This is a genomic window from Microbacterium paraoxydans, from assembly GCF_019056515.1.
In the GTDB taxonomy this organism is placed as follows: domain Bacteria; phylum Actinomycetota; class Actinomycetes; order Actinomycetales; family Microbacteriaceae; genus Microbacterium.
In genome coordinates, this window is sequence record NZ_CP064873.1 from 468,653 (window position 1) to 483,446 (window position 14,794).

The 14,794-nt window shown below is 71.4% G+C and carries 12 protein-coding genes; 8 read left to right on the forward strand and 4 right to left on the reverse strand.

Translation table 11 applies throughout. The features are described 5' to 3' along the window. The first annotated feature begins 24 nt into the window (after positions 1-24). Genes IZR02_RS02220 through IZR02_RS02250 form a run of 7 tightly spaced genes read left to right on the forward strand, consistent with a single transcriptional unit; the run spans position 25 to position 7,160 of the window. Positions 25-1,044, forward strand: a complete 1,020-nt coding sequence (locus tag IZR02_RS02220) for an NAD(P)-dependent oxidoreductase (RefSeq protein ID WP_062766175.1) — start codon at positions 25-27, stop codon at positions 1,042-1,044. Continuing rightward, positions 1,032-3,548, forward strand: coding sequence for a 3-hydroxy-5-phosphonooxypentane-2,4-dione thiolase (gene lsrF / locus IZR02_RS02225; protein ID WP_217316559.1), 2,517 nt, complete (start codon positions 1,032-1,034; stop codon positions 3,546-3,548). Before IZR02_RS02220 ends, lsrF begins: the two co-directional genes overlap by 13 nt. Further along, a complete protein-coding gene (locus tag IZR02_RS02230; RefSeq protein WP_062766184.1) occupies positions 3,545-3,919 on the forward strand; it encodes a cupin domain-containing protein in 375 nt (124 codons plus the stop codon). Before lsrF ends, IZR02_RS02230 begins: the two co-directional genes overlap by 4 nt. Before the next feature lie 42 nt (positions 3,920-3,961). Then, complete coding sequence (locus IZR02_RS02235) at positions 3,962-5,287, forward strand: extracellular solute-binding protein (protein WP_082758481.1); 1,326 nt, start codon at positions 3,962-3,964, stop codon at positions 5,285-5,287. A gap of 29 nt (positions 5,288-5,316) precedes the next feature. After that, entirely contained in the window at positions 5,317-6,222 is a 906-nt protein-coding gene (locus IZR02_RS02240) for a carbohydrate ABC transporter permease (RefSeq protein WP_025104676.1), read from the forward strand. A gap of 3 nt (positions 6,223-6,225) precedes the next feature. Further along, complete coding sequence (locus IZR02_RS02245) at positions 6,226-6,747, forward strand: carbohydrate ABC transporter permease (protein ID WP_062766189.1); 522 nt, start codon at positions 6,226-6,228, stop codon at positions 6,745-6,747. Beyond that, the gene (locus IZR02_RS02250; protein ID WP_062766191.1) at positions 6,735-7,160 is read left to right on the forward strand and encodes a carbohydrate ABC transporter permease; all 426 of its coding nucleotides are present in this window, start codon (positions 6,735-6,737) and stop codon (positions 7,158-7,160) included. Before IZR02_RS02245 ends, IZR02_RS02250 begins: the two co-directional genes overlap by 13 nt. 98 nt (positions 7,161-7,258) lie before the next feature. On the opposite strand, the gene IZR02_RS02255 is transcribed toward IZR02_RS02250, so the two are convergent. The 4 genes from IZR02_RS02255 to IZR02_RS02270 all read right to left on the reverse strand — a co-directional run bounded on the left by IZR02_RS02255 (position 7,259) and on the right by IZR02_RS02270 (position 11,254). Next, positions 7,259-8,134 carry a siderophore-interacting protein gene (locus tag IZR02_RS02255; RefSeq protein ID WP_062766194.1) on the reverse strand — a complete coding sequence of 292 codons (876 nt, stop codon included), beginning with the start codon at positions 8,132-8,134 and terminating at the stop codon, positions 7,259-7,261. 11 nt (positions 8,135-8,145) lie between these two features. Next, the gene (locus IZR02_RS02260) at positions 8,146-8,964 is read right to left on the reverse strand and encodes an energy-coupling factor transporter transmembrane component T (RefSeq protein WP_025104673.1); all 819 of its coding nucleotides are present in this window, start codon (positions 8,962-8,964) and stop codon (positions 8,146-8,148) included. Continuing rightward, entirely contained in the window at positions 8,961-10,628 is a 1,668-nt protein-coding gene (locus IZR02_RS02265) for an ABC transporter ATP-binding protein (protein WP_025104672.1), read from the reverse strand. Before IZR02_RS02265 ends, IZR02_RS02260 begins: the two co-directional genes overlap by 4 nt. A gap of 80 nt (positions 10,629-10,708) precedes the next feature. Further along, positions 10,709-11,254, reverse strand: a complete 546-nt coding sequence (locus tag IZR02_RS02270) for an ECF transporter S component (RefSeq protein WP_025104671.1) — start codon at positions 11,252-11,254, stop codon at positions 10,709-10,711. A gap of 175 nt (positions 11,255-11,429) precedes the next feature. Between IZR02_RS02270 and IZR02_RS02275 the strand changes: the two genes are divergently transcribed. Next, positions 11,430-14,615, forward strand: coding sequence for a S8 family peptidase (locus tag IZR02_RS02275; RefSeq protein WP_025104670.1), 3,186 nt, complete (start codon positions 11,430-11,432; stop codon positions 14,613-14,615). Positions 14,616-14,794 lie beyond the last annotated feature (179 nt).

Here is a 14,794-nt window from a genome sequence, read left to right on the forward strand (position 1 = left end):
CCTTCGATCCTCCGGGAGCCCTGCATGACCGACCACCGCATCCTCGTCATCGGCGACAGCTACATGACCGCCGAGGTCTTCACCCGCGCCTTCCGGGAGCGGGGGATCGAGACCGACGCGGTCACGATGACGATCGCGGAGCCCACCTGGGACACCGCCGCGATCCGCGAGTTCGAGGGCGATCCGGCCGAGGTCGCCCGGCTCGCCGCGGGGTATGACGTCGTCGCCTTCCACGCCGCCCCCGTCACCGCCGAGGTCATCGCGGCCCTGCCCGACCTCCGCCTCCTCGGCTGCGCGCGGGGCGGCCCCGTGAACGTCGACCTCGACGCGGCCCGCGAAGCCGGCGTCCGCGTGACGACCACGCCGGGCAAGAACGCCGACGCCGTCGCGGATCTCACCATCGGCTTCCTCATCTCTCTGGTGCGCAACGTGCCGGCCTCCCTTCGGGACGTGGACGACCGGGTGGCGGACGGGCGTGCGCTCGCCGAGTCGACGTTCGAGGGCGCCCGGTGGTTCGGACGCGAGGTCAAGGGGCTGCGCCTCGGGCTCATCGGCTACGGCAACGTCGCCCGGTTGGTCGCGGCGCGAGCTCGCGCCCTCGGGGCCGTCATCACGGCGTACGACCCGTTCGTCGATCCCGAGGCGGTGACCGATGCGACGATCGTAGGCGACCTCGACGCGCTGCTCTCCGCCAGCGACGTCGTCAGCGTGCACGCCAGGGCGACCGCGGAGAACCGGCACCTGATCGGCCGGGCGCAGATCGAGCGGATGCCGCGCGGCGCGTTCCTCATCAACACCGCCCGCGAGTCGCTCGTCGACGAGCACGCACTGCTGGACGGGCTGCGTTCCGGACAGCTCGCCGGCGTCGCCCTCGACGTCAACGAGCCCGACGGGCCGTGGCGCGAGCTCGTCGCGGAGCCGAACCTGGTCCTCACCCCCCACCTCGCCGGAGCGACACACGAGACGCTCGCCCGCGGTGCGGACATGCTCGCCGCGGAAGTCGAGCGGTTCCTGGCAGGAGGTGATCTGCGATGGGAGCGCTGACCGACGTCTTCCTGGCGATCGACGCCGGGACCGGCTCCGCACGCGCCCTCGCCTTCGACATCGAGGGCCGGCTCGTGACCCACGCCGCCCGGGAGTGGACCCACCGCGCGATCCCGGGCCACCCCGGTGGCACGGCCTTCGACACCGCGAACGGCTGGGAGGCCATCGCCGGCGCGGTCGCCGAGGTCGTCGCGCGGCTGGACGGCCGCCGCGTCGCCGCCGTCGCCGCCTCCAGCATGCGCGAGGGCTTCGTGCTGTTCGACGAGGCCGGCACGGAGATCTGGGCCTGCCCGAACACGGATGGTCGGGCCCGCGCCGAGGCCGACGAGCTCGTGGCGGAGGGCACAGCCGACGAGATCTACCGCACCGCCGGGGACTGGGTGTCGATCACCGCACCGGCTCGGCTGCGCTGGATCGCGCGCCACCAGCCGGAGGTCCTCTCCCGTGCGCGCCACCTCGGCATGCTGAGCGACTGGGTCACCACCCGGCTCACCGGCGTCTTCGTCACCGAGCCGACCTGCGGGTCGAGCTCCGCCCTCTTCGACCTCCGCGCGCGCGGATGGTCCGCCGACCTCGCGGATCTCGTCGGCATCGACCGGCGCATCCTGCCCCCGGTCGTCGCGGCCGGCGAGATCGTCGGCGCTGTGACGCCCGCGGCGGCGGCCGCGACGGGGCTGCCCGTCGGCACCCCGGTCGTCGCCGGCGGGGCGGACACGCAGCTCGCCCTCCACGGCATCGCGGCGCGAGAGGGGACTCCGACGATCGTCGCCGGGACGTTCTGGCAGACGACGGCCGTCGTCGCGGAGCCCCTCGTCGACCCGGATCGTCGTCTGCGCACCCTCTGCCACGTCGACCCCGGCACCTGGATGATCGAGGGCATCGGCTTCCTCTCGGGACTCGCCATGCGCTGGTTCCGAGACGCGATGTGCCCCGACGCGGCGGCGCTCGGACGCGCGGAGGGCCGCTCCGCCTTCCGCATCATGGAGGAGTGGGCCGCCGAGGTCCCGGTCGGCGCGAACGGCGTGGTCGCCACGATGGCGAACGTCATGCAGGCCGACGCGTGGCACCACGCCGCGCCCGCGTTCGTCGGATTCGACATCAACGACGCCGCCGGATCGTCCCGCGGGGCGTTCATCCGGGCGATCGAGGAGTCCGCGGCCATCGTCGCCGGCGCGCACCTGGAGATCCTCTCCGCTCTCACCGCGGGCCGCGCGGTCGCGGACGGCACCGTGACGTTCACCGGCGGGTCGAGTGCGGGAGCGCTGTGGCCGCGGATCATCGCCGGAGTCACCGGCCTGGACACGCGCGTCACCCCCGCCCCGAGGCCACGTCATACGGTGCCGCGCGTCTCGCCGCCGCCGGTGTCGGCGCCACGCTCCCGCCCATGGGCGACGCCGAGCGGGTCGAACGGGTCGATCCCGCCGAGCACGCGCAGTACCGCGCGGTCACCGAGCGCTGGCACCGCGTCTACCGCGACGTCCTGGCGATCTCGAGCCCCGACCTCCCTCCGCTCTTCACCCCGCCGGGGGCGGCCCGCGGCCCCCTCGACCCCTCCACCCCCCGCCTCTCGCCCGTCGGCCACATCGGCTGACGACAACACGAAGGAGACCTCCATGGCAGACCTCGACGGCAACGCCGACGCCAAGCAGTTCCACGTCGGGACGCCCGGCGTCCGGTTCACGCAGAACATCCGTGGCGCCGCCAACCTCGACTGGGGCATGCAGAACCGCCTGTCCCGAATCCTCGATCCGGAGACCGGGCGCACGGTCATGCTCGCCTTCGACCACGGCTACTTCCAGGGGCCGACGTCGGGACTCGAGCGCATCGACCTCAACATCGCGCCGCTCGCCGCGCAGGCGGACGCGCTGATGGGCACGAGGGGCGCGCTGCGCACCTCCCTCCCGCCGGCGACGCGTGCCGGACTCGTGCTCCGAGCCTCCGGGGGACCCTCGATCCTCAAGGACCTCTCGGACGAGTACACGGCGATGGCGATGGAGGACGCGGTCCGGCTCAACGCCGATGCCGTGGCCGTGCAGGTCTTCGTCGGCGGCGAGCACGAGAGCCGCAGCATCCGCAACCTCACCACCCTCGTCGACGAGGGGTACGCGGCCGGGATCCCCGTGCTCGGCGTGACCGCGGTGGGCAAGGAGCTGGTCCGCGACGCCCGCTACCTCGGACTCGCGACGCGCATCATCGCCGAGCTCGGCGCACAGCTGGTCAAGACCTACTACTGCGAGAAGGGCTTCGAGGACGTGGTGGCCGGATGCCCCGTCCCGGTCATCATGGCGGGCGGCAAGAAGCTCCCGGAGCTCGACGCGCTCACCATGGCCTCCCGTGCCGTGCGGGCCGGGGCGGCCGGGGTCGACATGGGCCGCAACATCTTCCAGAGCGCGGCCCCCGCCGCGATGATGACCGCCGTCCGCGCCGTCGTGCACGACGACCTCGACCCCGCCGACGCCTACGAGCTGTTCCGCGCGGCCACTGAGGCCCCGGTGCCCGCATGAGCGCCGACGTGCTGCGGACCGCCGATGCCGCGCTGCGGTTCGGCGACTGGGGTCCGGGATACCTCGCCCAGGGGGAGGACGCGGCGTTCGGCGTCGTCGTGCTCCGCCCGGGGGACGAGTTCGCGAATCACCTCCACGAGCACCACACGGAGTCGTTCGTCGTGATCGAGGGCCGCGCGGAGATCTGGCTGGACCGCGACACGTGTCGGGTCGTCTCCGTCGGCGACGTGCTGCGGGCCGAGCCGCACGAGGAGCACTTCGTCCGCAACCCCTTCGACGAGACCTTCCGTGCGGTCTTCGTCAAGACCCCCTGGGTGGACGGCGACAAGGTCGACCGCCCCTGGACGCCGGACCTCCGATCCGGCGACTGACGTTCCCCCTCACCCGAGAAGAACCACCGAAAGGACACCACCATGAGCAGGCAACGACGCCCCTCTCCGACCGCGCGCCTCGTGCGCCGTGCCCTTCCCGTCATCGCCGTGGCATCCACGGCGGGCCTCGTGCTCGCCGGCTGCGGCGGGGACGCGGGAGGCGCCTCCGGCGACGGAGGCGACAAGACCCTGAAGGTCCTCATCGCCGCACCCCAGGAGGGTGCCGGTGCCATCCTCGAGGAGGACTTCGAGGCCGAGACCGGCGTCGAGGTCGAGGTCGAGGTCGTCCCCTACGACCAGATCCAGACCAAGGCGATCCTCGACGCGCAGTCCGGCACCAACAACTACGACGTCATCCAGTACTGGTACACGTCGGTCGGCGCCCTCGCCGACGCCGGGGCGCTCGCCGACATCACCGACTGGGTCGAGTCCGACGAGGACATCGACTCCGGCGACTTCATCGAGGCGATCTTCGGACCGTACTCGCAGTACGAGGGCGCCACCTACGGTCTGCCCATCGACGGCGACACGCACGTGCTCTTCTACAACAAGGCGATCTTCGAGCGGAACGGCGTCGAGGTCCCGACCACGTGGGACGAGTACGTCGAGGTCTCGAAGAAGATCACCGACGCCGAGAAGGCGAACGGCGTCTACGGCAACGCGCTGCTCGGCTCGAAGAGCGCGTTCAACATCGGGTCGACGTTCTTCAACCGGCTCGCGACGATGTCGCCCGACCCGATCGACCCGCAGATGCCGCAGCTCGACACCGAGTACGCGGTGGCCGCCGCGCAGTCGATGCTCGACGCCTCGCCGTCGGCCCTCCCCAGTCCGCTGGAGATCGGATTCGAGCAGGCGCTGCCGCAGTTCCTGTCCGGGTCGGTCGGGATGATCGAGTTCTGGACCGACCTGGGCGTGTTCGCGCAGGACCCGGAGCAGTCGAAGATCGTCGACGGCTGGGGCGTCGCCCCGCTGCCGGTGGGCCCCGAGGGCAAGGTCTCCGGAGCGCTCAACGCGGGATGGGCGATGGGTATCAGCCCCAACGCGAGCGACGAGGACCTCGCGAAGCAGTTCGTCGCGTTCGCCTCGTCGAAGGAGACGAACGAGAAGCTCATCACGACGACCGGCTCCGGTGTCGACCCCACCCGCACCTCCACGCTGGAGAGTCCGGAGTACGTCGAGTTCGCCCCCGAGGTCTCGGCGGTCGCTGCCGAGGTGCTGCCCAACGCGCAGTCCTGGCCGACCTCGCCGCAGGCGCCGGAGATGATCCAGTCGCTCAGCGACAACCTAGCGCTGATGCTGCAGGGCGGCCTCACCGCCGAACAGGCGATGCAGAACACCTGGGACACCTGGCAGTCCCTGGCCGACTGATCCCCTCGTCGAACCCGAAAGGACCGCTCATGTCGCACCCCGTCACCTCCCGGCGCCGCGCCCGACGCGCGTCGTGGACGGGACGCGCCCTGCTCGCGCCCGCCGTCATCGCGATCGTCATCATCGCGATCTACCCGCTCGGCTACATCATCGCCGCCTCCTTCTCGGAGTCGTCGCTGGGCCGGCCGTTCACCGAATGGGTCGGGTTCGACAACTTCGCGGCACTGCTGGGGGACGGGGTCACCCTCCCGTCCCTCGGCAGGTCGCTGCTCTTCGCCATCCCCTCCGCCCTGATCGCGCTCGTGGCAGGGTTGGTCGTCGCCCTGTCGCTGGACGCCGCGGTCAAGGGCGGGCGCGTCATCCGGGTGCTGCTCCTGCTGCCGCTGATGACACCGCCGGTGATGGCGGGCGTCATCTGGAAGCTCATGCTGGCCCCGACCGGGGGACTGCTGAACAACATCGGGCAGTCGTTCGCGCCCGGGTCCGAGCCGTTCCTGTTCCTCGGCTCCAGCCCCGCGGCGATGATCTCCGTGATCCTCGTGGACGCCTGGCAGTGGACGCCGTTCTGCGTGCTGCTCGTGTTCGCCGCGCTGCAGACCCTGCCGACCGAGGTGTACGAGGCCTCCCAGGTCGACGGTGCCGGGGTGTGGCAGACGTTCTGGCGCATCACGTTCCCGCTCGTGCTCCCGAGCCTCATCACCGTGCTGCTGCTCAAGCTCGTCGTCTCGTTCAAGGTCTTCGACCTCGTGTTCATCATGACCAGCGGCGGGCCGGGCTTCGACACCACCGTCAGCAGCTTCCAGATCTATCGGACCGGGCTGCAGACGTTCGACGTCGGCGCCGCCGCCGCGCAGACCATCGCCTTCCTGGTGCTGGTCACCATCGTCATCCTGCCGCTCAACGCCGTGCGGCAGCGGCTGCACAGAGAGGGCTGACCCATGTCGCTCACACTCCGCTCCACGGATCGGGTCGACGAGAGCGCGACCGTCACGCTGGTGGTCCCCGACGCCCGCCGTCGCCAGCGGCGCCGTCGGACCGCGAGCATCTCCCGGCCCGGCCGGCCGTCCGTCACCGTCACGGCGGTGAAGGCCGTCGTGATCGTCGTGGCGATCGTCCTCGCGCTGCTGCCCGTGCTGTACATGGTGAGCATGTCGTTCAAGAGCCCGGACGACATCCTGTCGACCCGGATCCTCCCGTCCCGCCTCGCGTTCGAGAACTGGGTGGCCGCGTTCGAGAACTGGCCGATCCTCACCTACCTCCGCAACTCGATCGGGGCGGCGGTCGGGGCGGTGGTCGTCTCGCTGCTCGTGGCGATCCCGGCGAACTACGCGATGGCCCGGTTGCGCGCCGGCGGGAAGCAGACCCTCGGGCTCATCGTCTCGGCGTACGTCGCCCCGCCGATCGTGGCGATCATCCCGCTCTTCGTCCTGGTGCGCACCGCGGGCTCATGGACTCGGTGATCGGGCTGGGCATCGTCGAGGGCCTGCTGCTCACGCCGGTGGCGGTGTGGCTGCTCGACGGGTTCTTCCGCTCGATCCCGTTCGAGGTCGACGAGGCGGCGCAGATCGACGGATGCGGTCCGCTGCGCACCCTCTGGGCGGTGATCCTGCCGCTCACCGCCCCCGGCATCGTGGCGGTGTCGATCATCGTCTTCATCCTCGCGTACAACGACTTCCTCATCCCGCTGCTGCTCACGCAGAGCGTGGACTCCCAGACGCTCCCCGTGGGCATCGCGCTCATGCAGGGCGGTCGAGAGGTGATGTTCGGGCAGATGGCCGCCGCGAGCCTCTCCGGGCTGATCCCGATCTACCTGCTGGCGCTGTTCCTGCAGAAGTGGCTCGTCGGCGGGCTCACGCAGGGCAGTGTGAAGTAAGCGGGCGCGGGCACAACTTCGGAGATTCCGGACGACACGCCGGGGCGGCCTCTTCCGCCCCGGCGTGTCGTGCCCTGTCTCCGAAGCTGTGCCCGGCCTCAGGCGAGGGGCTCGGCGGCGGCCTCGCGGGCGGCCTTCGAGGCGGGGGAGGCGGCGCCGATCTTCCAGTAGCCGCAGAAGCTGACGGCGTTCTTGTCCACGCCGCGCTCGCCGACGAGCTGCTTGCGGACGCCGGAGGCCAGGGACTGCTCGCCGGCCGCGTACGCGTGGAACGGAGCGTCGGGGAGTGCCGTCCTGCCGAGGGCGTCCAGGGCGAGAACCCCGGGCGGGATCTCGTGCGGCCGCACGATCCACACCACGTCGAGCCCCGACGGATGCGCGAACTCCAGGGCGTCCTCCGCGGACGGGACCTCGATGATCGCCGTGCCCGCGGCGTCGGCCGGCAGGGAGGCGCTGATTGACGCGATCGCAGGGAGGGCGGTCTCGTCGCCCACGAGCACCACCCGGTCGGTGCCCCGCTCGGGGTTGAACGTCAGGCCCTCGTCGATGATGAGGACGTGCTCACCGGGGGCGCAGGTCTCCGCCCATCGGGAGGCCGGACCGGCGGTTCCGTCGGCCGCCGAGCCGTGCAGCACGAAGTCGACGTCGAGCTCGGCGCCGGTCTCGGCAGTGGCCGGGCGGTACGCGCGCACGGTGTAGTTGCGCATCACGGGGCGCTCGCCGTCGGGGATGCGGAGGAACTTCAGATACCCGAACATCCGGTTCGCCTTGGCGGGCACGCGCTCGAGCCCGGCCTCCCCGCCGATCGGCAGGAACAGCCGGAACCACTGGTCGTAGCCCATCGGACGGAAGCGGTCGATCTCGCCGCCGCCCAGGGTCACCCGCACCCAGTGCGGCGCGAGCCGTTCGGTGCGGAGCACGGTGAGGTGCAGGAGCTCGGCCGTCTCCGGCTTGACCATCTTGCTGAATGCCATGCGGGCGCCTTTCAGGGGAGCTGCCAGGGGAAGAAGACGACGAAGATCGCGGCCGACACGGCGAGCATCGCCACGGTGAAGACGGTGTCCCTCGCGCGGAACGGCACGAGGTGCCGCTCGGTCCGTGTCGGATGCGCACCGAACGCCCGGGAGTCCATCGCGAGGGCGACGCGCTCCGCATGCCGGATGGCACCCGCGAGCAGGGGGACGATGTACCCCCAGCCGCGGGCGATCCGTGCGAAGGGGCCGCGGCCACCGTGGTAACCGCGCACCCGGTGCGCGGCGCGGATGACGGCGAGCTCGTGCCCGAACCGGGGCACGAAGCGGAAGGCGGCCAGGGCCGTGTACCCGATGCGGTACGGCACGCGCAGCTGCTGCACGCTCGCACGCACGAGATCGGAGCCGCTGGTGGTGAGGCCGCCGACGAGCGCGAGCGCGACGATCGACCCGAGCCGGAGCGCCGTGGCGAACCCGATGAGGAGGGCACCGCCGTAGAGGGTCCAGTCGCCGATCGTCACGACGGGGGCGGTGTCGGCGACCAGGGCCGCGTCGACCCACAGCGAGAAGCCGACGCCGATCGCGAGCATGCCCGCGGGAAGACCGAGCAGGAGCAGCGCGAGGAGGCGCCCCGTCACCCGCGCTCCGATGAGGATGAGGGCGTAGGCGAGCACGAGGAAGGCGGCGGGGGTGGCCAGGTCCCGCACGAAGACGAGGAGCAGCATGGCGGGGGCGAACCCGGCGACCTTCGCCAGCGGGTTGAGGCCGTAGAGGAACTGCCGCCGCGACGTGGCTGTGAGCGGCGCGTACGGATCGAGCGTGGTCATCGTCATGGCGACACCTCCCACCCGGCCGCGGTGAGCACCCGCTGCAACGCGGGGACGCGCAGGCCGGCGGAGGGGAGGATCGCGGGATCGGCGAACAGTGCCGCCGTCGGACCGGCGGCCCGCACCCGCCCGTCGGCGAGGACGACCGTGTCGGTGGCGTGCTCGGCGACGAGCTGCAGGTCGTGCGTGACGATGACCACGGTCGTGCCGTCCGCCCGCAGGCTCTCCAGCAGGTGCAGGAGCTCGGCGGCTCGGGCCCGGTCCTGCCCGAACGTGGGCTCGTCGAGGGCGAGGACGGGCGGACGGGTGATGAGGGCGGTGCCCACGGAGAGCCGTCGCTTCTCGCCGCCGGAGAGGAGGAACGGATGCACGCCGGCCTTGTGCGTCAGCCCGAACCGCTCCAGCATCTCCGCCACCCGCGTGCGGACCTCGTCGTCCGGCACCTGGCGCAGCCGGAGCCCGTGGGCGAGCTCGTCGAACACGGTGGCGGCGATGAACTGGTGCTCCGGGTTCTGGAACACGAAGCCGATGCGCGCCGCGAGCTCCCGAGGGGAGGCCGTCCCTGGGTCGATGCCGTCGACGGAGACCCGACCTCTCGGCGGCGGCACGACCCCGGCGAGAGTCTGGATCAGCGTCGTCTTGCCCGCCCCGTTCGCCCCGACGATCGCGGTGAGGCTCCCGGCGGCGATGTCGAGGTCGACCCCGTGCAGGATCTCGGTGCGGCGCCGTGTGACCGTGAGGCCGCGGGCCCGGATGATGGGCTCCCGGTCGGCGGGGCGAGGGTCGCCGACCGGCACCGAGGACGCGGCGCCGGGGCCGGGAGGCAGTGCGGCGGCCAGCGCCTCGGGCGTCAGCGGCAGCGGGTCGAGGACGATCCCCCGGTCACGGAGGCGGAGCGCGGCGAGCGTCGCGGCGGGCAGCCAGACCCCCATCGCCACGAGCTCGTCGGCATGCGCGCGGATGGTCTCGGCCGCCGGACCGTCGAAGACCACCCGGCCCTCGCGGTCGAGCACGATGGTGCGCGTGACGAAACGCATCGCGGCGTCGAGGTTGTGCTCGACGAGGAGGATGGCCCGGTCTCCGGCGGCCACGACCTCGGTCAGCGCCGCGTACACGTCGTCGATCCCCTGGGGGTCGAGGTTCGCGGTCGGCTCGTCCAGCACGATGAGAGGCGAGCCCATCGCGAGGGCGCAGGCGATGGCGAGACGCTGCCGCCCGCCGCCGGACAGGTGGTCGGGGTTGTCGTCGCGACGCTCCCACAGGCCGACGCGCCGCAACGCCTCCTCCACGCGGGCGCGCACGGTCTCCACCGGGAGCAGGAGGTTCTCCGGACCGAAGGCCACCTCGTCGTACACCGTCCCTGTGACGATCTGCGCGTCCGGATCCTGGAAGACCATGGCGACGTGCGTGCTGAGCGTCGCGGTGTGCGCGGTGGTCGTGTCGACGCCTCCGGCCTCGACGGCGCCGGTCATCGTCGCGGGGAGCGCGTGCGGGATGAGCCCGTTGAGGGCGAGCGTGAGCGTCGACTTCCCGGAACCGGACGGGCCGAGCAGCAGCACGACCTCGCCGGGATCGATGTCGAAGGTCACGTCACGGGGCGACGGGTGCGCGGCATCCGCGTGGGTGAGGGTCAGCTCGCGCACGCGGAGGAGGGGTGCGGATGGGCGCACGGCACGTCCCTGGCTCGACGGAGGGTGTGCCTCTAACTTAGCTGAGCCTTACCTGTGCTGCCAGCGGGGCCCGTGCGCGATCAGCGGCGCGCGACCCCGGCGGTGCGCAGCGCCGAACCGATGGCGAGGCCGATCGCCGTCCAGGCCACAGGACCGAGCACGGAGATCGCCAGGTACAGCAGCTGGGCCCACAGCGGCATGACCGCGAGGTTCGCCGCGAAGAACACCGCGACCGCCACGACGACGCCGATCACGACCGCCGAGACGAAGAACCGCCAGGCGCCCCAGGAGCGATAGCGGGTGAGGGCGGCGACACCCTCCTGGATGAGGCCGAAGAGCAGCGCGGTGCCGATGAACCGCAGCGACCACGCCGGGTTGAAGGCGCTCGCGATGAGGGCGGCGAACACGTGTGTGATGAGCGCCACGAACGGCAGCCGCAGCACCTCCTGCGCGATGATGCCCGGCAGCACGTGCGAGCCCAGCACGAGGCCGTAGAGGAACAGCAGCGGGCTGGCCAGGAGGAGGGGAGTGACCCATCCGGCGATGCCGCCGAGGATGCCCGTGGCGACACCGATCGCTGCGCAGATCAGCAGCACTCTGGTCGACAGGACGGAGGTTCGGGCCACGTCTCCAGCCTACTGGCGACATTCGGAGAGTCGGCCGCCGTCCATCCTGACCGATCGGCACGATCGGGGGCGACCATCGTTCAGTTCTCGATCCGGCGCCGAACGGCGGGGCTATCGTGAGCCGCGGTGCGGCGACGACGCGGCATCGGGATCATCGGATCATCAGGAGCGAGATATGGGTCGAACACCCCTTCGGATCGCAGCAGCCACCACCCTGGCGACGCTGTTCATCGCATCGACGGCAACCGCAGGCCACGCAGCGACCGGGGAGGTGACGCACCCCGTTCCGGTCGCGGGGACCCCCGGGCACTACATCGTGATCATGAAGGCCGATCCCCTCGCCAGCTACGAAGGCGACGTCAAGGGCCTCAAGGCGACGAAGCCCGACGAGGGCGAGCAGCTCGAGACGCAGTCGCAGGACGCGCAGCGCTACGTCAAGCACCTCGAGTCCGAGCAGAGCAGCCTCATCAACGACGTCGGCGTCACCCCGGACACGACCTACCAGGTGGTGCTCAACGGTTTCAGCGCCGACCTCTCGGGTGAGCAGGTGGACCAGCTCCGCGCCTCGAAGGACGTCCTCGGGGTGTATCCGGACGAGATCCGTCACCCCGACGCGCAGACCTCGACCGACTACCTCGGCCTCGGCGACGACCGCAAGGGCCGCGGTGGGGTGTGGCAGCAGACCGGAGGCGTGAAGAAGGCGGGCGAGGGCGTCGTGGTCGGCGTGATCGACACCGGCATCGCGCCCGAGCACCCCTCGTTCGAGGGCAAGAAGCTCAAGCAGCAGAAGAAGCAGAACAGCCGCCACAAGGGCACGGACCCGTACACCGACGGCACCTACGTCTACTTCGACAAGTCCGACGGCGGACAGTTCCGCGGCGCGATGGTCGATGGTCAGGACTGGGACGAGCGCGACTACTCGACGAAGCTCATCGGCGGGCAGTACTTCTTCGCGGGAGCCCAGGCGGCCGGGTTCGACTTCCAGTACGACTACCTCTCCCCGCGCGACGGCGACGGTCACGGCTCGCACACGGCGAGCACCGCCGCGGGCAACTTCGGAGTGGACGCCGAGGTCGAGGGTGTCGACTTCGGAACGGTCTCCGGTGTCGCGCCCGGGGCGAAGGTCGCGGCCTACAAGGCCTGCTACGTCGGCCCGGACACGACCGTGACGACGGATGACATCTGCGCCCTGAGCGACCTCGTGGCCGCGATCGATCAGGCCGTGGCGGACGGTGTCGACGTGATCAACTACTCGATCGGCGGCGGCGCCGCGAGCACCGTGATGGCTCCCGAAGACCTCGCGTTCCTCAACGCCGCGGCCGCCGGTGTCTTCGTCGCGACCAGCGCCGGCAACGACGGCCCCGATCCGGTCACCGCCGACCACGCCTCGCCGTGGTACACGACGGTCGCCGCCTCCACCATCCCGACGTGGGAGGGCACCGTGCAGTTCGACGGCTTCGAGCAGGCCGGGGCCTCGGTGACCGTCCCGTTCGGCGACAGCGTCTCCGGTCCCTCCATCGCCGCCGTGGATGCCGCGGCGCCCGGTGCGGTGGATGCGCAGCTGTGCCTGCCGGGCACCCTCGACCCGGCGAAGGTCTCGGGACACATCGTGGTCTGCGACCGCGGCGGCAACGCCCGCGCGGAGAAGTCCCAGGTCGTGAAGGACGCCGGGGGCATCGGCATGGTCCTGGTGAACGTGCCCGGTGGTGCGGATTCCCTCGACAACGACTTCCACGCCGTGCCGACCGTGCACCTGAACGCCGCGCACCGTGCGGCCGTGCTCGCCTACGTGCAGGGCGGCGTCGATCGGCCGATCACCCTCGTCGGTGAGAACACCACCGGCGTGACCACGCCGACCCCGCAGATCGCGGGCTTCTCGAGCCGAGGACCGGTCCTCGCCGACGGCACCGACGTGCTCAAGCCGGACATCGCCGCACCGGGAGTGGCGATCCTCGCCGCCACGCACAACGCCCCGGGTGAGGACCCGACCTTCGGCATCCTCTCCGGGACGTCGATGGCCTCCCCGCACATCGCCGGCCTCGGTGCGCTCTACCTCGGGGAGCACCCGCGGGCGACCCCGGGCGAGATCCGTTCGGCCCTGATGACGACCGCCTCCGACACCGTGCTCCCCGACGGCTCGAAGAACACGAACCCGTTCGAGCAGGGTGCCGGACAGGTCGATGCGACGCGGTTCCTGAACCCCGGTCTGCTCTACCTCAACGGGTTCAAGGACTGGGCGGCGTTCCTCGACGGGAAGGGGCTGTCGGACTTCCCCGGCATCGACCCCATCGACGGCAGCGATCTGAACCAGGCATCGATCTCGATCGGGTCCCTGGCCAGCGCGCAGACCGTCACCCGCTCGGTCACCTCGACCGAGAAGGGCGTGTTCACGGCGAAGGCCTCCGTCCCCGGCGTGAACGTCACCGTCACGCCGTCCCAGCTCTCCTTCGACAAGCCGGGGCAGACGAAGACCTTCACGGTCACGTTCGACAGCACCACCGCGCCGGTCGAGCAGTGGGCCACGGGTTCGCTCACCTGGACGAGCAAGAAGAACACGGTGCGCTCGCCGATCGCGGTCTTCCCGGTCACGGCGGATGCCCCGGCCGAGATCACCGGCAGCGGCGTCGACGGCAGCACGACCGTCGACATCACCCCCGGCCTCGACGGCGATCTGGCGCTGGGCGTCTCGGGTCTCACGCCGTTCCAGCTCCTCAGCGACCCGGACAACCCCGTCGAGGGGCACTCGGGCAACGAGAACTCGGGCGACGCGAACAAGGACGTGTCCTGGATCGTCGACGTGCCGGAGGGCGCTACGCTCTCGCGCTTCGACCTCGACTCGTCCGACGACGAGGGCAGCGATCTCGACCTCACCGTCTACCGGGTCGTGAGCCCCGACGACCTGCGCTACTACGAGCGCTGGCAGTCGGCGACGGGCTCGGCCGACGAGCAGGTGACGATCCCCGCACCGACCGCGGGCACCTACCTCGTCGTGGCGAACGTGTACGCGACCACCGGGCCGATGACGTGGGACATGACCCACGCCTCCGTGCTGCCGGACGGGGAGGGCTCCTTCACCGCGACGCCGAACCCGATCGCCGCGGTCCGCGGGGAGAACACGAGCTACGAGCTGAGCTGGACCGGTCTGACCGCCGGAACCCGCTACCTCGGACTCGTCCAGTACGGCGACTCGGCCGTGCGCACGGTGGTGACGGTCACGACGCCCGCGGATGCCGCGCCGACGCCGACTCCCGCGCCGAAGCCGTCGCCGACTCCCGAGCCGACGCCGACGCCGGATCCGACCACGACCCCGGAGCCGACTCCGGAGCCGACCGCGCCTCCGGAGACCGACGCCCCCGGGTGATCCGGGAACGGTTGCACGACCCGGTCACGGCCGCACGAGGGAATCCCTCGTGCGGCCGTGCCGTCGTCTCCGGGTCGTGCAGACGTGCTGGGGCGCAGATCGTCCGGCCCTCCGTTCGTCGCATGACCCCCGCCGCTCGTCGCAGCGTCCTCGGATCCGGGCATGACGGCGGGGCGCAC

Excerpts from the sequence above, each read along its gene's own strand:
- IZR02_RS02230 (WP_062766184.1), top strand. The coding sequence starts at position 3,545 with ATGAGCGCCGACGTGCTGCGGACCGCCGATGCCGCGCTGCGGTTCGGC.
- lsrF (WP_217316559.1), top strand. The coding sequence starts at position 1,032 with ATGGGAGCGCTGACCGACGTCTTCCTGGCGATCGACGCCGGGACCGGC.
- IZR02_RS02250 (WP_062766191.1), top strand. The coding sequence starts at position 6,735 with ATGGACTCGGTGATCGGGCTGGGCATCGTCGAGGGCCTGCTGCTCACG.
- IZR02_RS02275 (WP_025104670.1), top strand. The coding sequence starts at position 11,430 with ATGGGTCGAACACCCCTTCGGATCGCAGCAGCCACCACCCTGGCGACG.
- IZR02_RS02260 (WP_025104673.1), bottom strand. The coding sequence starts at position 8,964 with ATGACGATGACCACGCTCGATCCGTACGCGCCGCTCACAGCCACGTCG.
- IZR02_RS02220 (WP_062766175.1), top strand. The coding sequence starts at position 25 with ATGACCGACCACCGCATCCTCGTCATCGGCGACAGCTACATGACCGCC.
- IZR02_RS02235 (WP_082758481.1), top strand. The coding sequence starts at position 3,962 with ATGAGCAGGCAACGACGCCCCTCTCCGACCGCGCGCCTCGTGCGCCGT.
- IZR02_RS02245 (WP_062766189.1), top strand. The coding sequence starts at position 6,226 with ATGTCGCTCACACTCCGCTCCACGGATCGGGTCGACGAGAGCGCGACC.
- IZR02_RS02240 (WP_025104676.1), top strand. The coding sequence starts at position 5,317 with ATGTCGCACCCCGTCACCTCCCGGCGCCGCGCCCGACGCGCGTCGTGG.
- IZR02_RS02255 (WP_062766194.1), bottom strand. The coding sequence starts at position 8,134 with ATGGCATTCAGCAAGATGGTCAAGCCGGAGACGGCCGAGCTCCTGCAC.